The 24,823-nt window shown below is 63.0% G+C and carries 26 protein-coding genes; 9 read left to right on the top strand and 17 right to left on the bottom strand.

Annotated elements, in window-relative coordinates:
- Positions 1 to 55 precede the first annotated feature (55 nt).
- Together G3480_RS07480 and G3480_RS07475 are read left to right on the top strand one after the other, a co-directional pair.
- The gene (locus G3480_RS07480; protein ID WP_164653224.1) at positions 56 to 637 is read left to right on the top strand and encodes a cytochrome b; all 582 of its coding nucleotides are present in this window, start codon (positions 56 to 58) and stop codon (positions 635 to 637) included.
- Complete coding sequence (locus G3480_RS07475) at positions 637 to 1,221, top strand: YceI family protein (RefSeq protein WP_164653222.1); 585 nt, start codon at positions 637 to 639, stop codon at positions 1,219 to 1,221. The genes G3480_RS07480 and G3480_RS07475 overlap by 1 nt, the downstream gene beginning before the upstream one ends.
- Before the next feature lie 35 nt (positions 1,222 to 1,256).
- Here G3480_RS07475 and G3480_RS07470 read toward each other — a convergent pair whose 3' ends face one another.
- From G3480_RS07470 to G3480_RS07455, 4 genes are all read right to left on the bottom strand, one after another.
- Positions 1,257 to 2,072, bottom strand: coding sequence for an HAD-IIA family hydrolase (locus G3480_RS07470; protein WP_164653220.1), 816 nt, complete (start codon positions 2,070 to 2,072; stop codon positions 1,257 to 1,259).
- 36 nt (positions 2,073 to 2,108) lie between these two features.
- Positions 2,109 to 2,687 (bottom strand): DUF3501 family protein, encoded by a 579-nt coding sequence (locus G3480_RS07465; protein ID WP_164653219.1) that lies wholly within the window; start codon positions 2,685 to 2,687, stop codon positions 2,109 to 2,111.
- 48 nt (positions 2,688 to 2,735) lie between these two features.
- Positions 2,736 to 4,076, bottom strand: a complete 1,341-nt coding sequence (locus G3480_RS07460) for a (Fe-S)-binding protein (protein WP_164653217.1) — start codon at positions 4,074 to 4,076, stop codon at positions 2,736 to 2,738.
- Positions 4,077 to 4,256: 180 nt separating this feature from the next.
- Positions 4,257 to 4,802, bottom strand: a complete 546-nt coding sequence (locus tag G3480_RS07455) for a glutathione peroxidase (RefSeq protein ID WP_164653254.1) — start codon at positions 4,800 to 4,802, stop codon at positions 4,257 to 4,259.
- Positions 4,803 to 4,894: 92 nt separating this feature from the next.
- On the opposite strand from G3480_RS07455, the gene G3480_RS28925 reads away from it, so the two are divergent.
- The 3 genes from G3480_RS28925 to G3480_RS07445 all read left to right on the top strand — a co-directional run bounded on the left by G3480_RS28925 (position 4,895) and on the right by G3480_RS07445 (position 7,211).
- Positions 4,895 to 5,029 (top strand): hypothetical protein, encoded by a 135-nt coding sequence (locus G3480_RS28925; RefSeq protein WP_276611685.1) that lies wholly within the window; start codon positions 4,895 to 4,897, stop codon positions 5,027 to 5,029.
- Positions 5,030 to 5,109: 80 nt separating this feature from the next.
- On the top strand, positions 5,110 to 5,853 hold the full coding sequence (locus G3480_RS07450) for a ferredoxin--NADP reductase (protein WP_164653215.1): 744 nt from the start codon (positions 5,110 to 5,112) through the stop codon (positions 5,851 to 5,853).
- A 68-nt stretch (positions 5,854 to 5,921) separates the two neighbouring features.
- Positions 5,922 to 7,211, top strand: a complete 1,290-nt coding sequence (locus G3480_RS07445) for a protoporphyrinogen/coproporphyrinogen oxidase (protein ID WP_164653214.1) — start codon at positions 5,922 to 5,924, stop codon at positions 7,209 to 7,211.
- On the opposite strand, the gene G3480_RS07440 is transcribed toward G3480_RS07445, so the two are convergent.
- Entirely contained in the window at positions 7,208 to 8,965 is a 1,758-nt protein-coding gene (locus G3480_RS07440; RefSeq protein ID WP_164653212.1) for a B12-binding domain-containing radical SAM protein, read from the bottom strand. The two genes, G3480_RS07445 and G3480_RS07440, sit on opposite strands and share 4 nt — an antisense overlap.
- 232 nt (positions 8,966 to 9,197) lie before the next feature.
- A complete protein-coding gene (locus G3480_RS27825; RefSeq protein ID WP_164653161.1) occupies positions 9,198 to 9,389 on the bottom strand; it encodes a hypothetical protein in 192 nt (63 codons plus the stop codon).
- 101 nt (positions 9,390 to 9,490) lie between these two features.
- Here G3480_RS27825 and G3480_RS28920 point away from each other — a divergent pair, with 101 nt between their 5' ends.
- Entirely contained in the window at positions 9,491 to 9,613 is a 123-nt protein-coding gene (locus G3480_RS28920) for a hypothetical protein (protein ID WP_276611683.1), read from the top strand.
- Between the two features lie 90 nt (positions 9,614 to 9,703).
- Here G3480_RS28920 and G3480_RS07430 read toward each other — a convergent pair whose 3' ends face one another.
- From G3480_RS07430 to G3480_RS07415, 4 genes are read right to left on the bottom strand one after another with little or no spacing between them, the layout of a single operon-like run.
- Entirely contained in the window at positions 9,704 to 10,606 is a 903-nt protein-coding gene (locus G3480_RS07430; protein ID WP_206171548.1) for an ROK family protein, read from the bottom strand.
- On the bottom strand, positions 10,603 to 11,493 hold the full coding sequence (locus tag G3480_RS07425) for a phosphatase PAP2 family protein (RefSeq protein ID WP_164653210.1): 891 nt from the start codon (positions 11,491 to 11,493) through the stop codon (positions 10,603 to 10,605). The genes G3480_RS07430 and G3480_RS07425 overlap by 4 nt, the downstream gene beginning before the upstream one ends.
- 27 nt (positions 11,494 to 11,520) lie before the next feature.
- A complete protein-coding gene (locus G3480_RS07420; RefSeq protein WP_164653209.1) occupies positions 11,521 to 13,155 on the bottom strand; it encodes an ArnT family glycosyltransferase in 1,635 nt (544 codons plus the stop codon).
- Positions 13,152 to 14,174 carry a glycosyltransferase family 2 protein gene (locus G3480_RS07415; RefSeq protein WP_164653208.1) on the bottom strand — a complete coding sequence of 341 codons (1,023 nt, stop codon included), beginning with the start codon at positions 14,172 to 14,174 and terminating at the stop codon, positions 13,152 to 13,154. Before G3480_RS07415 ends, G3480_RS07420 begins: the two co-directional genes overlap by 4 nt.
- A 1,142-nt stretch (positions 14,175 to 15,316) precedes the next feature.
- Here G3480_RS07415 and G3480_RS07410 point away from each other — a divergent pair.
- From G3480_RS07410 to G3480_RS07400, 3 genes are all read left to right on the top strand, one after another.
- Entirely contained in the window at positions 15,317 to 16,078 is a 762-nt protein-coding gene (locus G3480_RS07410) for a flagellar brake protein (protein ID WP_164653207.1), read from the top strand.
- Between the two features lie 117 nt (positions 16,079 to 16,195).
- Positions 16,196 to 17,800, top strand: coding sequence for a flagellar hook-length control protein FliK (gene fliK, locus G3480_RS07405; protein ID WP_164653206.1), 1,605 nt, complete (start codon positions 16,196 to 16,198; stop codon positions 17,798 to 17,800).
- A gap of 136 nt (positions 17,801 to 17,936) precedes the next feature.
- Positions 17,937 to 18,347, top strand: coding sequence for an EscU/YscU/HrcU family type III secretion system export apparatus switch protein (locus tag G3480_RS07400; protein WP_164653250.1), 411 nt, complete (start codon positions 17,937 to 17,939; stop codon positions 18,345 to 18,347).
- Here G3480_RS07400 and G3480_RS07395 read toward each other — a convergent pair.
- From G3480_RS07395 to G3480_RS07365, 7 genes are all read right to left on the bottom strand, one after another.
- The gene (locus G3480_RS07395) at positions 18,304 to 18,765 is read right to left on the bottom strand and encodes a DUF2802 domain-containing protein (protein WP_164653205.1); all 462 of its coding nucleotides are present in this window, start codon (positions 18,763 to 18,765) and stop codon (positions 18,304 to 18,306) included. The genes G3480_RS07400 and G3480_RS07395 overlap by 44 nt on opposite strands.
- A gap of 45 nt (positions 18,766 to 18,810) precedes the next feature.
- A complete protein-coding gene (locus G3480_RS07390; RefSeq protein WP_164653204.1) occupies positions 18,811 to 19,215 on the bottom strand; it encodes a hypothetical protein in 405 nt (134 codons plus the stop codon).
- Positions 19,216 to 19,302: 87 nt separating this feature from the next.
- On the bottom strand, positions 19,303 to 19,785 hold the full coding sequence (locus tag G3480_RS07385) for a chemotaxis protein CheW (RefSeq protein WP_164653203.1): 483 nt from the start codon (positions 19,783 to 19,785) through the stop codon (positions 19,303 to 19,305).
- Positions 19,786 to 19,896: 111 nt separating this feature from the next.
- Positions 19,897 to 20,814, bottom strand: a complete 918-nt coding sequence (gene motD, locus G3480_RS07380; RefSeq protein ID WP_164653202.1) for a flagellar motor protein MotD — start codon at positions 20,812 to 20,814, stop codon at positions 19,897 to 19,899.
- A 9-nt stretch (positions 20,815 to 20,823) separates the two neighbouring features.
- Positions 20,824 to 21,567 (bottom strand): flagellar motor protein, encoded by a 744-nt coding sequence (locus tag G3480_RS07375; protein WP_164653201.1) that lies wholly within the window; start codon positions 21,565 to 21,567, stop codon positions 20,824 to 20,826.
- A gap of 1 nt (position 21,568) precedes the next feature.
- Entirely contained in the window at positions 21,569 to 22,654 is a 1,086-nt protein-coding gene (locus G3480_RS07370; RefSeq protein ID WP_164653200.1) for a protein-glutamate methylesterase/protein-glutamine glutaminase, read from the bottom strand.
- A 4-nt stretch (positions 22,655 to 22,658) separates the two neighbouring features.
- Positions 22,659 to 24,725, bottom strand: coding sequence for a chemotaxis protein CheA (locus G3480_RS07365; protein WP_164653199.1), 2,067 nt, complete (start codon positions 24,723 to 24,725; stop codon positions 22,659 to 22,661).
- Positions 24,726 to 24,823 lie beyond the last annotated feature (98 nt).

The raw sequence follows: 24,823 nt of genomic DNA, 5'->3' as shown, positions 1-24,823 counted from the left end.
AGTTGCACTAGCGAGCCTCTAGGGCAAGAGCTGACACTGACTGGGAGCGCACCTCATGTGGCGCAGCACGGCGCACCGCTATGGCTTGATCTCCGTTCTCTTTCACTGGTTGACCGCCATCACCGTCGTGGGTCTCTTTGGACTCGGGCTCTGGATGGTCGAGTTGACCTACTACGACGCCTGGTATCGGACGGCACCCTGGATTCACAAGAGCCTGGGTGTGCTGCTGCTCATCGCACTCGCGCTGCGCCTCCTCTGGCGTCTCATCGACAAGCCACCGCCCCCGGAACCCGCGCTGAGCCGATTCGAGCTGATCCTCTCCCGCTGGACACACGCCCTCCTCTACCTGCTCCTCTTCGCCGTGATGGTCAGCGGCTATCTGATCTCGACCGCCGAGGGGAAAGGCGTCGCTGTCTTCGACCTCTTCGAAGTGCCAGCGACCCTGAGCCACCTACCCGGCCAAGCCGATTGGGCCGGTGATGTCCACCTGGCACTCGCCATTGCCCTGATCGCCCTGGCCGCGCTGCACGCCTTGGCCGCCTTGAAGCACCACCTCCTCGACCGAGACCGCACACTGCTGCGCATGCTTGGTCGCACAGGTTCTCCACAACAGCCCAATCACGGGAGAAACTTCTGATGAAACGAGTGACCTCGACCGTCATCGGTCTCGTGCTGATCCTGAGCAGCCCCATCACCCTCCTCGCCGCGCCCGAGCGTTATGTGATCGATACCGAAGGCGGCCATGCCTTCATCCAGTTCCGTATCAAACACCTAGGCTACAGCTGGCTCTACGGACGCTTCGACGACTTCGAGGGGAGCTTCGTCTACGACCCGGACGACACCAAGGAGTCGTCGATCGCGCTGCAGATTCAGACCGCGAGCCTCGACTCCAATCATGCCGAACGCGATAAGCATCTGCGCGGCGATGACTTTCTCGAGGTCGATCGGTATCCGACGGCCTCCTTCAAGAGCACGTCCTATCGAGAGACCGGATTCAACAAGGCCGTGTTGGAGGGCGAACTGACGCTCAAAGGGATCACCAAGCCCGTCACCATCGAGGTCAGGAAGATTGGCAACGGACCGGATCCTTGGGGAGGCTACAGACGCGGCTTTCAGGGTTCGACCGAGTTCGCGCTAAAGGACTTCGGAATCGACTACAACCTGGGCCCTGCCTCACGGAAGGTCGAGATGATCCTGTCGATCGAGGGCGTGCGTCAGTGAGCGGTGACGGCCAAGCCTGCCCGGCGACCCGAGCCTCAAGCGATGAGCCGCGGATAGCTGTCTCGCAAGGCCGACATGAGCGCGTCGAGGTCGACGGCGTCGAAGTCTGGCGCGGGGATCTCCTTGGGCCAGGGACGGCGCGGCGCGAAGCGCCCGGTCCGCACCAGGGCTGTCCACATGCCGAGACGCTCGGCGCCGGCAATATCCGTATCTGGTCGGTCGCCAATCATGAGGCACTCGCCGGGCGAGCAACCGAGCACCTCCAAGGCCATCTCATAGAGCAAGGGTTCGGGCTTGCCGATGATGGTGGGCGTGACGCCCGTGGCCGTCGCAAAGGGCGCGATGAGTGCGCCGCCTCCGGGTAGGACGATCCGCTTCCCATCGCGAACCGCGTCGACAGAGTGATCGGGATTCGTCCCGATGAGACGCGCGCCCTGCTGGAGGATCAGGTTGATGCCTGTGGTCAGTTGGTCGAAGTCCAGCCCAGGCCCCTCGCCGACGATCACGAAATCGGCATCCTCGGCGTCGGGCTGACCCACGGCGCGCAAGGCGGCGTCCAAGCCGCCCGCGCCCACCGAGAAATAGCGAAATCCGGGGTGAACGCGCGACAGCCAACGTGCGGTGGCAAGCGCAGAAGTCAGAATCAGACGGCGATCCGGCCGTGGCAGCCCCATGGCAACGAAGGCGTTGGCGACTTCGTCTGGCGTGCGAATTGGGTTATTGGTGACGTAGGCGTGCGGAGTGCGCGCGAGGGAGGCTAGCAGACGCTCTGCGCCCGGAAGTGCCTGGGCCCCATGAAAGAGCACGCCGTCCATATCGAGAAGGACGGCGCTCGGGTCGGGTCTTCTCATCTCCCGCATATCGACCCGACTCCTCTCAGGTAAGCATCAGACCAGATCGGCGGTCAATGAATCACGCACCGCTGGGGGCGCCTCGACCTGATAGCCATAGTCTGGATGGTCTGAGCCGAGCATCACCGCGGCACCTTCTTTCATGGCGGCTACCATGGGCGGGGTCAGCTCGAAGCGCATGAAGTGGACCGACGAGGTCTTGGTGTCGTCCTCCCGCTCCAAGTCTTCGTCCGCGATGGCGAAGACCTTATCGAAACCAGCCACCTGGACCCAGACCATGTCTTCGATGCCGCGCAAGCGCATCAGTGCCTCGCGACGTTCCTCCGCACTCTCGTACTCGATCATGAAGGTCGCTTTCCAGTTCGAGCCGTCCGGAATCAGCGGATTGTACGCACTCAGCTCGTCCTCGATGCCCTCAGCTTCGAAGATGCGCTCGACCCTCAGCATCTCCTGAATCTGGTACTGGATCGTCAGCCGGTCCTCGAAGTAGAGGGTGGTATGCGCCCCAATCGGGACTTGACGGGTCTTCTTGTGGGCCATGACCTGTGCGCGAAAGTCACTGCGTGTCTGGGCATATTGCTCGAGGCTGTAGAGGTCGTTGCGTGTCAGCTGCATGCTTATCTCCGAATCTCAGTGCCGGCGGCCACTGGAGCGCACCGGTGATCAAATAGCGTAGGCCAGTCGCAACAATGTGATGGGATGCTGCTGCTTCCCGTCTCGTCCCAGCGCATGCGCGATGTGAGCCCCCGCCATGGGACAGTCGCTGCCGAAGTGGTCGGCGCCCGCCTTCTCCACCCGGCTGGCAACAGGCTTGACGATCTTCATCGAGGAGGCGTGAAACTCCTTCTTGACCGCATAAGTGCCGTCGTGACCCGAGCAGCGCTCGATCACCTCCACCTTGGTGTCCGGAACCAGGGCCAGGACGTCGCGCGTCTTCGGCCCGATATTCTGCACACGTTGATGACAAGAAGCCTGGTAGACCACGGTTCCAAGCGGCTGCTTGAAGTCCATGTTCATCTTGCCATCCTTGTGGCGCAGCATCAGGTATTCAAAGGGATCGTAAATGTGGTCTTTAACCAGCTGGACGTCGGCATCGTCCGGAAACATCAGGGGAAGCTCCTGCTTGAACATCAAGACGCAGGAGGGAATGGTCGCCACGATGTCCCAGCCCTGCTCGACTAATGCCTTGAGCACGGGAATGTTGGCCTCCTTCGCCCTTCGCACGGACTCCAGATCGCCGAGTTCCAGCTTGGGCATTCCACAGCACTGCTCCTTCTCCGCCAGGGTCACGGGAATGCCGTTGTGCTCGAAGACTTGGATGAGGTCTTGATTGACGCCCGGCTCGTTGTAGTTGCCGTAGCAGGTGGCAAAGAGGGCGACTTTCCCCGTGGTGGGACCCGCCGGCTCCCCAGTCGCCTCGCGACCGATCCGCCCCTTTTCCGCCTTACGCAGCGCCGGGCTGGTATAGGGCGGAACGCGCGCGTCCTTGTGGACCTCCAGCACGGCCTCCAACACCTTGCGGCCCAGCGCATTGGCGTTGACGGCATTGACGATCCCATTGACCACTGGAATGCCGGCGAGGCTGCCAACCTGATCGGTGCTGGTCAGGATACGGTCGCGCACTTTGACATCACCCTGCTCGAACTTCACCGCCTTGGCCCGGAGCATGAGATGCGGAAAATCCAGGTTCCACTCGTGCGGAGGCACATAGGGACACTTGGTCATGTAGCAGAGGTCGCAGAGGTAACAGTGGTCGACTACCTTCCAGTAGTCGTCTCTAGCAACCCCGTCCACCTCCATGCTCTCGGACTCGTCGACCAAGTCGAAGAGCGTCGGAAAGGATTGACAGAGGCTGACGCAGCGTCGGCAGCCGTGGCAAATATCGAAGACCCGCTCCAGCTCCGCGTAGAGCGATTCGCTGTTGTAGAAGTCGGGATTTTGCCAGTCGATCGGATGCCGGGTGGGTGCTTCGAGACTTCCCTCCCGAAGAGTGGGCGACGCCATGATTATCCTCCCGTGAATTGGGGTAATGGATGCGGATCGAGATGGGCTCGGTCTGCAGCCTAGTCATGGCGGCAAGGTACCGGGCCGATCAACGCCTCAAGATCGTCGCAAGTTAAGACCAAGTGCGCCAGGAATCCAATCGCCGGTTCGGATTGGGGTCATCGAGCCAGCCCATCGCCGTCACAATAGCTTTTCGATCGCCTTGATGACCTTGCCACTCTGCGGCTTGGTGACACTGGTGTAGTAGTCGACCAGATTGCCGTCGCGATCGATGAGGTACTTATAGAAGTTCCACTTCGGATAGGGTGCTCCAGCCGCGGCGAGACGCTCGAACAAGGGCGCCGCCTTGCCCTTCTTGACGCTGACCTTCTCGAACATTGGAAACTCCACCGAGTAGGTGAGGCGGCAGAAGGACTGGATCTGCTCCTCCGAGCCCGGCTCCTGGTTGGCAAAGTCGTTGGACGGAAAACCCAGGACGACCAGCCCCTTGTCCTCATAGTCGCGATAGAGCTTCTCCAGTCCCTCATACTGCGGCGTAAAACCACACTTGCTCGCGGTGTTGACCACCAAGATGACCTTGCCTTGATAGGCTTCGCAGAGGTTGACCGCCTCCTCACTCGCCAGTCGGCGCACATCCAGATCGAGCAATGAGGAGCAGCTCTTTGGCTCCGCGACCGCGTTCGCCGACATTGCCGCCAGTCCGAGCAACAACCAGGGATGTCTCATGTTGAAATCCTCGCTGAAAGAAAAGACCATGACGGCGACTAGGTAGAGCGGACAGAACGGGATTGCAATGCCCGCTGAAGGACCGATCATTCATGAGACATCGGAACGGGGCTGCTTCCATGGGGCTCGGCTCCCAGATCGGGCGGACAGCCAGCAAGTCGTGCGCACCTGAGGAAGAGGCGCACGAAGGCGGTGAGCGCGCGGGGCAGGATCTGCGCGCTGAGTGAAGGAGTCACCCTGACCAGACGAATCGCTGAAGGCTCAGCGTCTTGATAGCAGTCGATCACTACAGAGAGCAGGACAGGATATGAAAGATTGGGTGAAAGCGAAGGTCATAGGCAAGCACCAGTGGGCGGAGGGCCTCTACAGCCTGCAATTCGATGCGCCGATTGCGGATTTCACCGCAGGTCAATACATCAAGGTCGGGTTGGATATCGAAGGCGAACGTGTCGGGCGTCCCTATTCGCTGGTCAACCCGCCTCAGCAGCGCCCCCTGGAGATCTACTTCAACGAGATCCCCGAGGGTCCGCTCACGCCGCCGCTGTCGGCGCTGAATCCGGGCGATGAGGTCTGGCTCACCGGCACCGCGAGCGGCATCTTCACGCTGGAGACCGTCCAGCCGGCCGAGACGCTCTGGATGCTCGCCACAGGAACTGGCCTCGGGGTCTATCTCTCGATCCTGCGCACGCCGGCGCCCTGGGAGCGCTTCAAGCGCGTCATCCTGGTTCACGGTGTCCGCGTGAGCACCGACCTCGCATACGCGGAGACGCTGAACGAGTTGGCCAGCCAGCATGGTGATCGCTTCACCTACTTACCAGCCATCAGTCGCGAGACCCACTCCGGGACGCTGCACGGCCGCATCACGGACTTGCTCAACGACGGCCAGCTCGAGGACCGCGCTGACGCGACCATCACGCCCGAGACCAGTCACGTGATGCTCTGCGGCAATTCGGCCATGATCAAGGAGGCCAAGGGGATCTTGGAGGCACGCGGACTCACCCGTCATCGCCGACAAGAGCCCGGCCACTACACCACCGAGGGCTATCACTGACCTCAGCCAACTCCCCGGCGGCGGAGGGGCCGACGCCCCGGGAGCGGCAGCATGCGCGAGGTAGACCCATGAACGCCGACGTGATCATCATTGGGGCCGGGCTCTCCGGCCTGGCCTGCGCCCTGAGCTTGCGCGAGCGCGGACTGGAGCCGCTGATCGTCGAGGCCGCGGACGGCGTCGGCGGGCGGGTCCGCACCGACCAGCGTGAAGGCTTTCAGCTGGATCGCGGCTTCCAGGTGCTCCAGACCTGGTATCCGCAGGCCCGGGAGCTGCTCGACTACGACCGGCTCGACTTGCGGGCCTTCTATCCAGGCGCGCTCGTTCGCACCCAAGGTCGTCTTCATCGCGTGAGCGACGTCTGGCGCAAGCCGACCCGTTTGCCCGAAATGCTGCTCTCGCCTATCGGCACCCTGTCGGACAAGCTCACTTTATTGGGACTGAGGCGGCGTTGTCTGCGCGGCGACTTGGAGGCGCTCTACGGCCGCCCCGAGTCGACGGCCATCGAGCGGCTGCGTGCGCTCGGCTTCTCGACCCGCATGATCGAGAGCTTTTTCAAGCCTTTCTTCAGCGGTGTCTTTTTCGAGCCCGACTTGGACGTCTCCTCGCGCACCTTTGAGTTCGTCTTCCGCGCCTTTGCCCTGGGCGATACCGCCCTGCCGGCACGCGGCATGGGAGAGATCCCCGCTCAGCTCGCGGCACGCCTGCCGAGTCACGCCATCCGACTCGGCGCCAAGGTGGAGCGGGTCGCGCAGACTCATGTGCATCTGCAATCCGGCGAGCGGCTCAAGGCACGAGCCGTCGTCATCGCCACAGAGGCGAAAGAGACGGCACGCCTCCTCCATCAGCCATTCTCTGGGCCGCCCGGCCGCGGCACCACCTGCTTCTACTTCGGCGCCCATCACGCACCCATCCAGGGCCCCTACCTCGTTCTCAACGGCGAAGGCCGCGGCCGGATCAACAGCATGCTTTTCCCGAGCAATCTGTCCGAGTATTACGCACCGCCCGGCCGGAGCCTCATCACGGTCAACGTCCACGGCACCGACGACAACCCGGACGCCCTGGAGACGCGCATCCGCTCAGAACTCTATCCCTGGATGGGCGAGCAAGTCCGCGACTGGCGACGCATCGCGGTCTACCGTCTGCCGACCGCCCTCACCGCCCAACACCCGCCCGTCCCCTACCCAGGTGCCCAAGCGCTGCGCCGCACTCAGTGGGTCTGGAGCTGCGGCGAGTACCAATCCGCACCCTCGATCCAATGGGCACTTCACTCCGGCCGGCGGGCGGGCGTCGAGGTCGCCGCCGCGCTCGAGGATGCCGCCGTCGGCCACCCTTCCGACCGCAAGCACCCGACGCACTAACCAGCGGCGCGCCGGCGTGCGGCCATCTCCTGGCGTTTCTTGACGAAGGCCTGCGCCGAGGGCGTCGCGCTCAGCAGCTCAAGCGACTCCTGCGGTGCTTCGGCGTCCGGCGTCATGGCGACGTCCTTGTAGGCATCGGGATTCGGATCGGCGAGAACCTTCGCGAGGATGCCGCGATAATGCCGATGCATGCGATAGGCACCGCCATACTTGGTCACGAATTCCCAGGCCAGCTGCGGATAGAAGCGCAAGGGGCTCTCCATGGGAAATCCAGGGCGGCGGTCGCGCCGCCGCTTGATCCGGATGAGGCCGCCTTCCAAGGGATGCATGCGCTCATAGACGATAGGGGCATGGAAGGCGAAGAGCTTGGCGAGCATCTGCTTCGGATCATAGCCCCAGGCACGGGCGCGCCGCAGCACGGTCTCGACGTGTGCGTCTGAGTAGTAGAGGTCCCAAACCTCGCGGTAGATGGCCTCCCACTCCACCTTGGTCATCGTCGGATGCGCCGTTGTGACGTGCTGGGTGTCGTAGTTGTTCATGTCAGGATCGAGCGGCACGCCCTCCTCGACCAGCCGCTGATGGTCCTTGGAGCCGGGCAGTGGCGTCAGGATGAAGAACTCCATGATGTCGATCGGCAGCTCACGCTGGATGATTGCGATATCCCGCCGAATGCTCTCGGGCGTGTCGCTCGGGAAGCCGATGATGTAGCCGGCGTAGGTCAGCACGCCAACCCCATGCCAGGCCTGCAGCATGGCGCGGTAGTCGGTGATCTTGTTCTGCCCCTTCTGCGCGCCCTTGAGCGACTCCGGGTTGATGTTCTCCATGCCAAGGAAGACGCGGTCGACGCCCGCCTGCCCCGCCTTCTCAATGAAGCCTGGGATGCGATGTGACTGAGTGTCGGCCTGCATGACCAAGCGCACGGGCAGACCGGACGCCTTGAGCGCAATGATGCGATCGAAGATCGCCTCCCAATTCTGATTGCGCGCGAAGTTGTCGTCAGTGATGAAGAAATTGCTCACGCCATCTTCCGCGTTTGCGCGGATCAGACGCTCGACGTCGTCCGCCGTGCGATGACGTGACTTGCGACCCTGCACATTGATGATGGTGCAGAAGCTGCAGAGATAGGGACAGCCGCGGCCCGCGTCGAAGCTGGCCCGCTTGCCCATGGTGCGATGGATGCGGTCCGCAGGCAGATAGGGGGTCGGCGTCCCGCGCATATCGGGCAGATCACCGAGGTAGTTGTAGAGCGCCTGCAGGTTCCCGCTGGCCGCATCCTGGAGCAAGGTTTCGAGCCGCCCCTCCAGCTCACCCGCAAAGAGGCTGATCCCAAGCCCCAGGGCTTCCTCAAGCTCAGGCGGACGCTGCTTGAGCATCGACAGGCAGCCACTCACGTGAAAGCCGCCGATCACGACCATGAGGCCTGCCGCGCGAAACCGCTTCGCGAGGTCGAGCGCGCGCGGATACTGGTTGGTCTGGACGCCGACCATTCCAACCAAGGCATCTCCACCCGCCGTCTCGATCCCTTGCAGGATCCGCTCGACGTCGATGCGCGTGTTGGTCTCGTCGAGCACCTGGAGGCGGATCTCGACGTCATCGCCAAGCACAGACCGCTCCACGCAATCCAAGGCGTTACCGTAGACCGTCGCCAGGCTGTTCGAGGGCAGCGAAGAGCGCCACCACTGGATCACATAGCCATCGTCGTCATAGTGCGACGGCTTGATCAGGATGAGATGAAAAGGACGCGGATCTTTCATCGGCTGTTTTAACACCTGCGCTGCGCTCCGATTGATGAAAGCCGACACCGTGCGAGCACGAAGGTCAGCGGAATGATCGCGAGGATGCGGTGCTTCACGCCACCAAGGCGCGAGAGCCATCACTGCGGCCTAGGGTACGCACTTTCGCCCCGGTTTGCCTCAGGCACCGACCCTAGAATCCTTGAGGACGCAAAATGCTTGCAGATGAGTCAAATTTCGATGAAGCGTCCGACTATCCAAGGCCGTCGGTACCGGTACCGGGATCGGGATCGGGATCGGCATCGGCATCGGCATCGGCATCGGCATCGGCATCGGCATCGGCATCGGCATCGAACCGACGATAGCGATCCCGATTCCGATAGCGATCCCGATGGCATGACTCGTCGGTCTGAGGCGAAGCCTCGCTAGAGACAGACGCGAGCACTCAAGGCATCGCCTTGCGCGTCTCATCCGGGAAGGAGCCGCAAGCTCACTCCCGCGGCCAGAGCCAGGCCGCTCCGCGCACCCCAGAGGCATCGCCGTGCAATGCCGGCGCGAGCCGAGTGGCGACATGATCCGAACAAGGCCGTCGGCATCGGCATCGGCATCGGCATCGGCATCGAACCGACGATAGCGATCCCGATTCCGATAGCGATCCCGATGGCATGACTCGTCGGTCTGAGGCGAAGCCTCGCTAGAGACGGACTCGGGCACTCAAGGCATCGCCTTGCGCGTCTCATCCGGGAAGGAGCCGCAAGCTCACTCCCGCGGCCAGAGCCAGGCCGCTCCGCGCACCCCAGAGGCATCGCCGTGCAATGCCGGCGCGAGCCGAGTGGCGACATGATCCGAAAAGACGTGCGCATCCCAAAGGCGCGGGACCTTGCGGTAGAGCCGCTCGATCTTGGACAGCCCGCCGCCGAGCACGATGATATCCGGATCGACCAGATTGATGACCACGGCCAAGGCGCGGGCCAGGCGTCGCTCATAGCGCTGGAGGCTATCGAGACATCCGGGGTCATCGTCGGCAGCACCGGCGGCAATGTCGACGGCCTCCAGCGCGCCGCCATGGCGGCGCGCATAGTCCAAGGCGAGTCCCGGACCCGAGAGATAGGTCTCGACGCAACCGGCCCGCCCGCAGTAGCAGGGCGGAAGCGGCGTGTCCTCCGCATCCGGGAGCGGCAAGGGGGAATGGCCCCACTCACCGGCGATGGCGTTGGCCCCGGTCAAGAGCTGACCCTTGATGACCAGGCCACCACCGACGCCCGTCCCCAGGATGACAGCAAAGACCGCTTGGGCCCCGGCCCCGGCGCCATCGGCCGCCTCGGAGACCGCGAGACAGTTGGCGTCGTTGGCGAGCCGAATCTCACGGCCGAGCCGCGCCTCCAAATCCTCCTTGAGCGGCCGGTCATTGAGGCAGGTGGAGTTGGCGTTGCGAATCACGCCTGTGCGCGGCGAGATCGAACCGGGAATGCCAACCCCGACGCGCGCCTGGGTGCCAAGGTGACGCTCGGCCTCCGCGACCAGCTCGACGATGGTCGCGACCGTGCCTTGATAGTCGCCCCGAGGCGTCGCGACACGCCGGCGCCACAGCTCACGCCCATCCGGGGCGAGCGCGACCAGCTCGATCTTGGTGCCGCCCAGGTCGACGCCGATCCGCATCATGGCTCGGCTCGCCGACCCGGCAAGACGCTCCGCCGCGATCGACGCAGAGGCCGCCAGAGGTACTGCAGACCCGCGCTCAAGAGGCCAGTCAGTCCGATGACGGCCATCATCCAGGCGGCCTCATGGTAGCCGGCATCCTCGATCAAGAGCGAAAATGCCAATGCGGCGGCGATCAGCACGAAGATGAGATGAAGGGTGACGTTAGAGGCAGGTCCCGACCAGCGTGCACTCAACCGACCGCCCAGCCAGGCCGCAAGCGCCCCGCCCATGAGACCGAAGGCCACGTCCACCGGCCAGTGCACCCCGACGGCAACGCGACTCAACCCGACCAAGATCGCGAGCAGCAGCCAGAGGACGCGCAGCTCGATCCAGCGTGAGTGGTAGATGAGCACGCCGAAGAAGACGGCGGCGGTCACGCTGTGGCCGGAGGGAAAGCTGTGGCGCTCATGCGCCGGACCCAGCAGGTGAAAGCGCTCGGCCGGCAGCACCGCCGGCGGGCGCATGGCGTCGAAGAACTCCTTGAGGCCGCGACTGTAGGCGATGGCGATCAGCGCCGCGACGATCAGCGTCCAGAAGACCCGCGGATAACGCGCCGAAAACAAGAGTGTCAGCGCAAAGACCGTCCGCTCATCGCCCAGCACGGTGAGACACTGCCAGGCCCAGCTCGGGTAGGTCGCGGCCAGGTCATTGAGGCGTAGGAATCCCGCGTGATAGCCGCAGGCCAGGTAGAGGCTCAGCCCGACGATCAGACAGAGGAGCGCCAAGCGCAGCAGCCAACGGTCACCGCCGCGCGGCTGCGGCGGCGTCCGTTCGAGCCCCTCCTCCAGCAGCGTCTGCCAGGCAGCGCGCCATTCGACGGCCCTCAGTGCTCCAATCAGCCCATGCATGGCCTTCCTCAATCCGGTCGAGTCCGACTATTGCGGGCGCCGCACACGCAAGAGTGCAACGGCCCCACGCTGGTAGAGCAGCTCCAGCTCGAGCTGCGGATCATCCATGACCAGCTTTTGGAGCTTGTCGACGCGCAGGAAGACCAGCTCGCCGTCCTTCGGGATGCGATTCGGCGTGATGGCATCGCGATAGACACTGAAGCTCGGCATGGAGGTCCGGTAGACGACGGTCGGCAGATCCATGGCTTTCGCCTTGAGCGCGGCTTCTTTCACCGGCGTCTGCAGGGTATCGAAGACACGCGGCACCAGAACGCCGAAGACGAAGATGGTCTGCAGGATGCCGACGAAGATCAAGGCCTGCCAGAAGGCCGTGCCCGACCAGCGCATCAAGAGGATGGTCAGCACCAGCCCAGCCATCACCGCAAGCACGTAAGGCCGATCGATGAATGAGCGCCCGTACTCGAAAAGCGCGACTTCATGGGGCTTGTCCGCCACGGCAACCGCGACGTCCAGGACCATCGGCAGCAGTGCGAGCACGGCGAAGAAGAGTAGCGGCGGCAGAAAGGCCAGCCATCGGCTCAGGAGCGCGTCACGATGCTTCGCCATGAGGATGAAGAGCGGCGTCGCGCCATAGAGCAGGTAGTGAGGCAGTTTGGTGCCCGAGAACGAGAAGACGACGAAGACGACCAGGAACCAGATCCACAGAAAGCGATCCAGCGGGTCCTGCCAGGCGGATTTATAGCGCTTGAAGAGGCTCAAGAACCATCCAGTGAAGGGCAGCAGGATGAGCGGCAGGATCGCGAAATAATAGCCGGGAAAACCGCCATGGCCGTGCATGGCACCGTCAAAGCGGCCGACGTTATGGTCGAGGAAGAAGCTGCGGAAGAAACCCGCGCCATCGTCGAGATAGATCGCCACGTACCAAGGCACGGCGACCGCCAAAAAGATCAGCCAGCCGTCGCCAGCGAAGACGGCACGAAACCAGCGGCCGAAGGTTCTCCAGCTAGAGACTGTGAGGCGCAGCTCGGAAAGGAAGAAGAGAAAGCTCACGACGACCGGAAAGAAGACTGCGACCGGCCCCTTGGTGAGAAAGCCCAGGCCCATCCAGAGATAGGCGCGCCAGATGTATTTTCGGCCGCGCGCCACGTCCGGCTGCAGGTAATAGCGGTAGATCTCGAAAAAGGTCAGCGCGATGAAGAGATTGAGCAAGGCATCCGCCACCGCCGCCTTAGCGATGATGGACACCTGAAGACAGAGCGCCATCACCAAGCCCGCAACGGTCGCGGTCTCCGCATCGATCCGGGCGCGCACGAAAAACCAAAGCGCCATGACCCAGAGCGTCGCAGCCATGGCCGATGGCAACCTGAGCGCAAATTCGTTGAAACCGAGCCATTCGACCGATGCCGCCTGCGCCCAATAGATGAGCACCGGCTTGTCGTAGCGCGGCTCGCCGTCGCGGTGCGGCGTGATGAAGTTGCCGCTGGCGAGCATCTCACGGGTCGCCTCGGTGAAGGCGCCTTCGTCCAGATCGTAGAGCGGCACGGCCCCGAGTTGCCAGAAGAAGCTCAGCGCGATCACCAACACCAGCAGCAGCGGCGAGGTCATGATGCTGCGCAGGGTCTTCTGCCGGCCACCAAGCGGGATCGATGTCTCTGTTGTCATCGGCAAGTCTTCCAGCCGGCCGTCTGCGCATCGGACGCCCAGCGAATACGGTGATGGGTGCGCTCACCCCTGGCGTAGAAGGTCCGCGTCAGCAGCTCCGCCAGCACGCCAGTGGTCAGAAACTGCACGGAGGCCACCAGAAAGAGGATAGCCACAAAGAGCAGCGGCCGATTGCCAATATCCTCGCCCAGGCCGAATTTGACGACCAGGAGATGGGCCATCATCAAAGTCCCCAGCACCCCGAAGAGGATCCCGATCGAACCGAAGAAATGGCCCGGACGCGCGCCAAAGCGCAGGAAGAAGAAGGCCGCCAGCAGGTCGAGCAACACGCGAAAGGTCCGCGAGATCCCATACTTGGAGTGCCCGAACTGCCTCGCCTGATGGGTGACCTCGGTCTCGCCGATGCGCTCCGGGGCGGTCACCCCCGCCACCCACACCGGAATGAATCTGTGCATCTCGCCGAGCAGCCTCACGTCTTTGATCACCTCGGCGCGATAGACCTTGAGGCTGCAGCCATAGTCATGCAAGCGCACCCCGGTCACCTTGCCGATGATGGCGTTGGCGATCCGCGAGGGGATCTTGCGCATCATCAGGTCATCCTGTCGATTGCGCCGCCAGCCCTGCAAGAGGTCGAGGTCGCGCGCCAGGAGTTCGTCGACCATGCGCGGGATGTCCGCCGGATCGTTCTGCAGATCCCCGTCCATGGTCGCGATCAGCTCCCCGCGCGCCGCGTCGAAGCCAGCCTGCATGGCCGCCGTCTGGCCGAAGTTTCGCCGCAGACGAATCACGCGCAGGTGCGGACCGGCCTCCTTGGCGAGATCCTGCAGGCGCGCCCCCGTGCCGTCACGGCTACCGTCATCGACGCAGATCAACTCCCAGTCGCCCTGGTAGTCCGCAAGCCCCTCATGGACGCGCTCGACCATCGGCCCAAGGCTCTCGATCTCCTCGTACATGGGGATGACGACGGAGAGAGACGGCCGTTTCGATGAATGCTGCTCGGCTGCGGTGGACGCGGGCATCTTAGGCGTGGATCCATGGACTCGGAGCAAAGTCGCTCTAGGCGCGGGAAGCTATACGCCAGCGGTGGAAAATTCAACCGAAATGCCCTCTGGCCGGCAGCATCCCGCTCCGAGGCGCTGCATCGAGCGACGTCTGAGTGGATCGGTCCGATGACAAATCGGCGAAGGACTGTGATCTTTGCGGATCCCTGGACGCTGGGAGCGGTGCGTTCCGGTCATCGCCCTCGCCTTCATCTTCTTTGACGCCCCCCGTGGCAACATTCGGAGGCTGGGCGACGGGTTTCGAAGGGCGCTCGTGGACACAGGGCGGAGATCGTCGGGCGCAACTGCGCTCGATCTCGCCCCGCGGCTCAGTGATACTTGGCAGCACAAGCTGGCCTCGACCGCCAATGACAATGGCCGACGCCCGACTAAACTGCAGCAATGTGCGAGCCTGCGCGGGTCGCCGGGCGCTTTGATCTCTCTGGCGCGCGCAATCCATCAGGCGCTGGCAAGGCCCTTCCTGCGACGACCTCCGAAGGCGGAAAATCTCGTACCAGATGGAGCCAGATCGAGGTTCGCCTTCAAGGAGCATCGGCGGGCTCTGTGACCGCAGATGCGACGTGGCAAGCGGGCCTCGAGACGAGTCAGCGGGCTCACCACCTATCGGTTTTAGAGGCTGTCTGAATATTGCAATCGCCCTCCCGCCAGTGCCAAGGGCCACTAGAATCCTTGAGGGCGCAAAATGCTTGCAGGTGAGTCAAATTTCGATGAAGCGTCCGACCATCCAAGGCCGTCGGTATCGGTATCGGTATCGAACCGACGATAGCGATCCCGATTCCGATCCCGATGGCATAACTCGTCGGTCTGAGGCGAAGCCTCGCTAGAGTACCTACGAGTTTCCAGACATCTTCCTATGTAGCCAGGGCTTCCAGCCCTGGCAAACCAGGCCAGGATGGCCTGGCTACGCAGGCTTGGAGCGGCTGTTCCGGTTGGTTTCGGGAAACCGATGGTGTTGAGGTCAGCGGCTATGCGCTTTGACAGAAATCGCCCAGACCTGTCAAAGAATCGGATAGATGGTATGAGGTTCCCTGTAAATCAGGACAAGCGCTGGCCATCTTTAGGCGTCAAGAGATCCCGTATCGAAGAAAAGGGGGTGAGGATTGAATCAGACAAACCCGCAAGACCAGGGCAGAACCGGAAGCCATAGCGATTTTGAGAACTACGACCTCGTATCCGACGCGCGCCGGATCGCATCGGCACTCGCCGAAATCAACAGCCAGCTCATCCTTGTCAGCGTCCGCCTGGATGCGGACGGCCCCCTCTACGACTCGCGCATCCTGCGACTGGATGAAGCGGCGCAGACCCTCGTCCTGGATAAGCTAGCCCCATTGGACGAGCAAATCCAGCTATCCACGGAGCAAGATCTCTACGTCTACGCGACCTTGCGGGGTATCGCCATCCGCTTCACGACGACTGTCAAAGAGGTCGCAACCACCGGCGAAACCACTCACTACGCCTGCGCCTATCCAGAGCAGATGCTCTACTTACAAAGGCGCGACCTCTTCCGCGTCCCGCTCCCCCGACACGATCACCGCACGGTCAGCATCAGTGACCGGGACGGCGGCCAAGAGATCGTCGGTAAGTTGCAGGATCTCTCGATCAAGGGCTTCTGCATCGAGGTCGAGGCGTCGGAAGTCAATCAACATCAACTGGGGTCGAGCTTCTACTACCACGGCATGAGCCTGCCTGAGACAAGGACCGCGCTCGCGGGCGAAGCGCTGCTGGTCAATCTCAGAGCATCGACAAGTCCAGGCTACCTATCAGCCGGCTTTGCCATCATTGATCTCGATCCGCAGACAGAGCGTTCGCTCATGCGAGCAGCGCTCTATTTCCAGCGAGAGTCGCGCAAGATGAGCAAATGAGCCAACGGCCAGGCCGTTAGACGCTTGACGGCACTCAGCTGAGTTCCGAGGTAAAAGGCTATTCGTGCCGGTTTCGATCACAGGGGTTAGCGAGATTGCCATGAGCCGTCCTTCGACATGAGTGATTCTTTGCCGGGCGTCAATCCTGCTCAATCTGGCACATTCGCGAGCAACACCGCCCGCGCAGAGCCGACGCAGGGCTCTCAAGCTCAACTGCTGCGGAATCTGCGCACCGGCACTCAAGTCGAGGTCCTTGCCGTCAAGGCGCTTGGCCCGGATGTGGTCGAGGTCCGCCTCAAACCCGCCGGTGCCGCGCAAGCAGCAGCAACGACAGTGCGCGCCCAGCTGGTCGACGCACAGCAGAGCCAAGTTGCGAAGCTGCTGACCAACGCCGGCGATGGCGGCACCTCGGGCAAACCCACGGCATCCGCGTCGCTGCTCGCGGAAGTGGTCGCCGTCTCCCCAAAGCTCGTCCTGCGCCCAGTCGTCACGGCCAATCGCGACGCACCCACCCCAGGGTCGCGCGATTGGATCGGTGTTCAGCTCAAGCAGCACTGGCCCGGAGCGCGGCCACTAACAGCGACCTTGGAATCAGTCACGAATCACCTTGCCGATCCGCTCGACCTCGCCCGCGCGCTGCAAGCCAGCGACCCATCCGTGCGTGCCGCCGTCCAGCAAACCGCCGAGCGCCTCGTCGCCCAACTTGCAACCGCCCAGGATCTGACGCAAGCCGAGCGCCTCTCTTCAACGCTCTCCCGCTCAGGGATCTGGCTGGAGGCCATGCTGGCGCAAGGCGCCAACGGCCCCACTTCGATAGCGGATTTGCAGAGCGACCTCAAGGTTCAACTGCTCACGCTGGCCCAGCGCCTGCGGAATGCAACACAGACGGCGCCAAACAGAGCGGGCCATGAGGTGTCACCCCAAAGCCCGCGACCGGCCGGCCCAACGCGATTAGCACTGCCGAGCCCGCCACCAACGGCCACGACAAATCCCAAGCTAGAGAGCCCGACCCTCTCGCCAGCAGGAGCCGGGCGCCCGCAATCGCATGGGAAGCTGGAGACCACCGCACCGCTCCCACAGCCACGCGCAGAGCCCTCGCAGGCCAGCCAGTCCAGTATTGTGACCGCCGGCACGCGCACCGATCTCCTCAATCGCGCCGCTGGTAAGAGGCCACAAAATGCCGGGGCTCAGACAGTCAAAGCCTTGGACTCCGCCGGCCTACCCAGAAATGAACCACCAAACATCAAGCTATCATCCCCCGATGAGATCGACTTGAAGGGCCTAGCCCGTGACGTCGATGGTATGCTCAAGCATCTCGTGACCAGCCAACTCAAGACCTTGGACGCCTCTCAGGCCCAACCGCACTGGCTCGCCGAGATCCCCTTCAAGACACCGGCGGGGCTGATCGCGTTGGAAACGGACATTCGGCGCGAATCGCGCTCCGGAAATCCGGATGAAGACGCCTGGAGCATGCGGCTCAATCTGGATCTCCCTCATCTTGGTCCCTTGACCATCAAACTCAGCTTGCGCTCAGAGCGACTCAGCGCGAGCCTGCAGGCAGAGAGCCCGCTCGCTGCCGACACGCTCAAGCAGAACCTTGCCAAGCTGCGCGAACAGCTCGAGTCACGAGACATCGAGGTCGCAGCCTTGCATGCGGGTCAGCGCCAGCAGGATCGCTCCGAGCCGCCCTTCGATGCGCCCTTGATCAGTGAGAAAGCATGAGCCTCAGAAGATCCGTCGAATCGCAAAGAACACGGAGCGCACAGCAGATCTCAATGTCTGCTTCGGGCGCGCGCGACGAACCGCTGTCTTGCTTGGCATCCTCTGCGTCTTTGCGGCGCCAATTGCCAATTCCAGAATGAACGAGGACGGGAAGCCGCCGCCCAAAACCAAGGCGGTCGCTCTGCACTGGGATGGAGAACAGGCACCTCGGGTTACGGCATCCGGGGTTGGCCTCACGGCTCAGCAGATCCTGGAGATCGCCGAGGAACACGGGGTCCCGCTCCAGCAGGATCCAGTTCTCGTCGAGGCCCTGGCCCAGATTCCGGTCGGCGACGAGATCCCGCGCAAGCTCTATGTCGCCGTGGCCGAGGTACTCGCATTCGTCTTCGCACTCGAGGGCATCGATCCGCGAGCGCAGACATTCATCCCCGCCGGCCAAGATGGAGCGGACGCGCTTGACGAAACGGATCGCGCAGATGCGGCCGGCGCGGATTCAGTCGATCTCAGCCCCAGGGCTGAGATTCCCCGCCTTGACCATGAAGACTGAAGAGAAGATCCACCTCTGACTCGGTCAAGGCGCAGAGTTTTCTGACCTCATCGCGCCGCTTACCCTGGTGGACCAACGCGATGGCCTGGCTATAGAGGCCCTCTTCGACGTCGCGCAAACGCAGCTCGCTTTGCTGATCGGAAAGACGCTCAAGCGTGCGGGAGACGTTGCTTTGAAGCTGCCCATGCTTGATCACGTCCTCTGCGATGACCTTCATGGCACCATGCAGCGCCAGCAGCGAGGTACTCTGACGCTGCTGCTCGCTGCGGACTTCCTTGAGCTGAGAGCGCAGACGCCTGTTTGACCGCAGCACGCGAACGACCAGCAGCATGCCTATTAGGAGCACAAGGAAAAGGACGCAGAAGGCGATCCAAAGCGGCTCGAACGGGAGTTTGTCGACGATAGACTCGGCGCTCATTCGCGGGCACCCGCAGGACGCACCGGGACTCCAAAAACAACGACCTCAGGCATAGTCATCGATAATGCCACGGCGTCGCTTGCCGCCGGAGCTGGACTTGAAGGGCGCACTGGATTTGGGCTTGGGCGGGAGCCGAGACGACGCCGAGCGCCGATCTCCGCCCCTACGGTCGACTTTCCGCCTGTCCACCGCTCTGCGGTCCAGCGTGCGGCGATCATCCGAGAGCCGATTACCGTCTCGGCGATCGTCCGAGCGGCGCTCATCCGCACGTCTCTCCTGATTCCGTCGCTCGCCCCGACGCCGCTCGCCTTGGCGACGCTCGTCTTGCTTCCGTTCTTTGCGCACCACCCAGGTCCGCTGCTGGTCCAGCGCGCTCTCGTGCTCGTCGGCAAGCGCCCGCGAGGGCGTCTGCGCATGAACTGGGCGCAGATTCTTGATTGGCTCACTCATCGACTCCTCCTAGGCTCTAAGTGCCCAGTCAGTTCCCGTTGGGGTGACAGCCCCGCGAGTCGAGCCGATGCGACCTCGAAAGCTGGCTCAGATGTCGCGGAGTGCCGCCCACTCCTCGTCGGACAATAGCTTATTCAGATCGATCAGGATCGTCAGCCCTTCATCTGTACTGGTTACGCCCAGAATGAAGCGGCTCGTCTGGTCGTTGCCGACAGCCGGGGCCGGATCCACCGAGTCCGGTGAGATCTGAACCACCTCCGCGACCGCATCCACCAAGATGCCCACATTCTGCTGCCCAGCGTCGATGACCACGATCCTGGAGGCGTCGTCCGGCTCGCGATAAGGCAGCGACATCCGTCGCCGCCCGTCGATGACCGTGACGACATCACCACGAAGATTGATGATACCTAGAATGTAGTCGGGGACGCCCGGCACCGGAGCGATCTCCGTCATCTTCAGGACCTCCTGCACCTGCAGGACGTCGATGGCATAGGTCTCCTCAGCCAGGCTGAAGGTCACATAGGCGGACGATGGGCCTTGATTGGTATCGCGTGACTCTGGTGCGGTCATTGGGTCCTCGCAGATCGATTGAACACTTTGAATCCTTGGTCAGACGCGTGCTCAAGGGGCAACGCATCCTCGAGATCATTGACGCGCGAGCCTCAGCCCGCGACGCGCTGATTACAACTGTCCTAGCCCAGCCTCATAGTCTGCCTTTAAGGGCTCTGGCGCGTCATCCGCGCCGGCCCGCGCCGCCGTAACCTGAGGCAACACGATCACTTCCACCCGACGGTTCTGCGCCCGTCCCGCTTCAGTCGCATTGGATGCCAGCGGTTGGAACTCGCCATAGCCGATCGCGACCATGTGCCCAGGATCGATGCCGTATTGCGCGAACAGATTGACCACGGTCGCCGCCCGCCCCGAGGAAAGCTCCCAGTTCGATGGGTAAATGGTGTTGCTGATCGGCAGATTGTCCGTGTGACCCTCGACGTGAATACGCACCTTGCGCTTTGACAGGATGCGCGCAACGTCGGCCAGCGCGGGACGGGCCGCTGCCTCGAGGGTCGCCGAGCCGCTGAAGAAAAGCAGCTTGGTGTTGATATTGATCTCGAGCCAATAGGGCTTGCGATTGACCTGGATGTCGCCGTTCTCGATGAGCGGCTCCATCGCCGCCTCGACCTCCTCCGACATCTCTTGAATCTCTCGCAGAATGTGATCACGGTTCTCGTCGGTCGCCGCGTCGAGAACGGATTCCATGGCCACGTCGGTCGGCGACAGAGGCTCGACCGGCCTGTCTTGCTCGTCACCCGTGGAGGCGCCGCCGCTTTGAATCTCAATCGCAGCCAACGACCGATGCACATCGTCACTCATGAGGTTGAGTGCCAGACTCGGCTCGCCGATCTGGATCGGCTCCACCGGCACCGCAGACCCAAAGGCCTCAATCAGTGAGTTGGACAACACCCGATACTTGCCCGCGTCCACCACGGAGACCGCATACATGACGACGAAAAAGGCCATGAGCAAGGTAACGAGGTCTCCATAGGGAATGGCCCAAGCCTCGTGATTCGCGTGCTCGTCATGCTTCTTTCTGCGTGCCATGACCAGACCTCAGCCCTGGATGAAACCGCTCAGCTTGTTCTCGATATTGCGTGGGTTCTCACCTTCAGCAATGGAGATCAGCCCTTCGACCAGCATGGTCTCGTAGTTCACGCGGGCCTGGATCACGCCCCTAAGCTTGTTCGAGACTGGCAGGAAGAAGAGGTTCGCCATGCCAACCCCATAGATGGTCGCAACAAAGGCTGCAGCGATACCATGCCCGAGCTTGGCCGGGTCCGCCAAGTTCTGCATCACCGCCATAAGGCCCATGACGGCCCCGATGATGCCTAGTGTCGGCGAGTAGATGCCCATGCTCTCGAATACCTTGGCACCCTGCAGGTCGAACAGCTCACGATTGTCCAAATCGGCTTCCAGGATCTGACGCAGCGCCTGCGGCTCCGCGCCGTCGACCAGCAGCTGCAGGCCCTTGCGCACGAAGGGATCTGCCTCTTCCTCGGACAGCGTCTCCAGCCCCAGGAGTCCCTCCTTGCGCGAGAGGTGTGACCACTCGACGAGCCGCTCGATCATCTCCTCTGCGTCGAGGCTCGGCGGCATGAAGACCCATGGAAAGATCTTCAAAGCACGGAAAAACACCGGCGTCCGCGCCTGGACGAGAACGGCACCCGTCGTGCCGACCACGACAATGAGAAAGGCTGCCAGGTTCCAAAGGGCCTCGAGCGAGCTGCCCTTGGCCACGGCCCCGCCAAGAATAGCGACCAGGCCGAGCACGATTCCAAGCAGGCTCAAGACATCCATTTCAGCAAAGCTCTTTGACCAAAGCCGGCCCGACCTCCTTCAACGCAAACACATGGTCCGCGATCCCCGCCTCGATTACCGCGGCAGGCATCCCAAAAACGACACAGCTAGCGGCATCCTGCGCCCATACGTGCGCCCCCTGCGCCTTGAGCGCCCGTGCGCCATCGCGCCCGTCGGCCCCCATGCCCGTCAGCACGACCGCGAGCACCTGTGAGCGCAACGCCCCCACGGCCGAGCTAAAGGTGATATCCACGCTCGGCTTGTAGATGGTGCCCGGCGGACTCCCTTCGATCCGGATCCTGGTCTGGGCACCACCGCTTAGGACCAGTTGCTGCCCGCCAGGTGCCAGGTAGGCCCACCCCGGCTTCAGCTCGTCACCGTCGCGGGCCTCCTTGACCTCGATCCGGCAGAGACCATTCAAGCGTTCCGCGAAGGCCGGAGTAAAGCTTGCCGGCATATGCTGGATCAGCACGATCGGCAGCGGAAACTCCTTGGGCAGAACCTTGAGCACTTCCTGCAAGGCGACCGGGCCGCCAGTCGAGGTTCCAATGAGCACGGCACGCAGGGACCGAGCCGGCAGAGCGCTCTTCGGCGCCAGCGCGACTGCTTGAGGCGCGGGCCGAGGCGGCGCCTTGGCCTCGATGCCTGGGCTACGCTCGACGTGGGGCGCCGGGACAGGGCGCTGCGTGCGTGTCCGGCCAAGCGCGCGAACACGTCGACGCAGCAGGATCTTGGCGGAATCCTCATCCTTGGCCATGTCGCTGAAGCGCTTGGGCAGGAAGTCCATCGCACCGGCGTCCAAGGCGTCCAGCGTCGCCTTGGCGCCTTCCGTCGTCAGGGTTGAGAACATCAAGATCGGCCGCGGCGACTCGGCCATGATACGCCGTACCGCGGTAATGCCATCCATGACCGGCATTTCGATGTCCATGGTGACGACGTCTGGATTCAGCCGCTTGACGACCTCGATCGCCTCTTGGCCGTTCGCGGCCGTGCCCACGACATCAATACCGATGTCCGCGCTCAGGATCTCGACGATACGCCGTCTGAAAAAACCTGAATCATCGACCACCACCACGCGCAAGGCCATCGCCTTAGGCCTCCGCTGCGGCTAGGGGCTCGGGTGCGCGTGAGGCCCGACCACCGAAGCCGGGACTCCCCATGAGCTTGACCAAGGCCGGGACGTCGATAATGAGCGCGATGCCGCCGTCGCCGGTAATGGTGGCCCCCGCCAGGCCGGACAGCCCCTGGAGTCCAAATCCCAGCGGTTTGATGACAACTTCTTCCTGGCCGACGAGCCCGTCGACCACGATACCGACCTTGCGTTGCGCCACGTTCACAACGACGACGTGCGCATCCCGCTTCGGCTCGATGAGCCGGTCTGGATAAAGCCAGCGCACTGCATAATAGAGCGGCAGTGCGTGGCCGCGCACCATGATGACTTCCTGGTCGTCGACGAAGTGGGTCCCGGTCAGGTCCAGGTCCAGAATCTCGGATACGGACGCAAGCGGAATGGCGAAGCGTCGACGATTCAGGATCACCATGAGCGCTGGCAGAATGGCGAGGGTCAGCGGCAGCTTGACATTGAGCTTGGTCCCGACCCCCAGCTCGGAGTCGATCTCGATCGAGCCGTTGAGCTGGGTGATGCGCGTCTTGACGACGTCCATCCCGACCCCGCGGCCGGAGACGTCCGAGATCTCCTCCTTGGTCGAAAGCCCGGCCATGAAGATGAGATTGAAGCACTCGCGACGCGACAACCGCTCGGCCATCGCGGGCTCCATCAGGCCCTTCTCGATCGCCTTCGCGCGCAGCTTCTCCGGATCCATGCCGCGCCCGTCGTCTTGGATCACCAACGAAATGTGGTCGCCTTCCTGCGCGGCACCCAATACCACGGTGCCCTTGCGCGGCTTCCCTTCGGCTTCCCGCACATCCGGCAGCTCCACCCCGTGATCCACCGCGTTGCGGATCAGGTGAACCAGCGGATCCGCCAGCGCCTCGACCAAATTCTTGTCCAGGTCCGTCTCTTCGCCATAGGTCTCCAGCTCGATCTCCTTGCCCAGATTCCGCGCCAGATCGCGCACCACGCGCGGGAAGCGACTGAACACCTTCTTGATCGGCTGCATCCGGGTCTTCATCACCGCCGTCTGGAGATCCGAGGTGACCAGCGCCAGCGAACCGATCGCCTTGCCGATCTCATCGTCCTCAGTGCGCGCGCGCAGCATGGTCATGCGGTTGCGCACCAACACCAGCTCACCGACCAGGTTCATGATCTCGTCGAGCCGCTGCGTGTCCACACGGACCGAGGATTCGCCCGCCGGCATGCGCGCAGCCTTGGCAGCCCCGCCCGCACCAGCATCGCGCGCGGGCTGAGGCTTGCTCAGGACGGGTGCTGGCGCTACTTCGGCGGGTTTTTTGGCAGCGGGCTCAACCGCAGTCTTGGGCACCGCGTCGCTGGAAGCGCCGCCGCCATGCAGCTGGTCCAGCAGGGCCTCGAACTCGTCATCGCTGATGAGGTTATCACCGCCGCCCGCATTCGCCTCAGCGACGGACGGCTTCGCTGCCGGCTCGGGCTGCGCTTGCGCCGAAACGGGCTGAGCGGCAGGGCCGCCGAGGGCATCCAGCAGGGCGTCGAACTCCTCCTGGCTAATCTCGTCACCGCCATCTGCAGGGGCGGCGGTCGCGGTTTGCTCGGCGGCAACAGGTGCGCTCGGGGCCGGCGGCTGCGGCTCGGCAACTGCGGCTGGAGGCTCGGGGGCAGCCGCAGCTGGGGGCTCGTCGGATGCCAGTTGCGCCAAAGCCTGGACGAGTTCATCCGGCGCTGGCGTCGGCTCGTTTCCGGATTGCAGCTCACCGAACATCACATTGAGAACGTCTAGGACCCGCAAGACCGTATCCATGAGGTAGGGATTGATCTTGCGCTCGCCATTGCGCAGCAGATTGAAGACGTCCTCGGCATGGTGGCAGACCACCACCAGCGCGTTCAGATTGAGAAAGCCCGCGCCGCCCTTGATGGTATGAAAGCTGCGAAAGACTGCGTTCAGCAGATCCCGGTCTTCGGGATTCTGCTCGAGGTCGATCAGCTGCTCGTTGAGCCCCTCAAGAAGCTCCCCGGCCTCGACCAGAAAGTCCTGGAGGATCTCGTCATTGGGATCGATTGCCATGCTTGACCACCTCAGGTGCAACGAGCGAGGGAAACGCTGATTCCGCCCGACGAGCGTGAAACAGCGCCGCGGCGCGGATGATTCCAGGCCGCGCTCCT

This window comes from Thiorhodococcus mannitoliphagus (genome assembly GCF_010915725.1).
Classification (GTDB): Bacteria; Pseudomonadota; Gammaproteobacteria; order Chromatiales; family Chromatiaceae; genus Thiorhodococcus; species Thiorhodococcus mannitoliphagus.
Note: the sequence above shows the minus strand (reverse complement) of the source record. Positions and strands in the feature narration are given on the sequence as shown.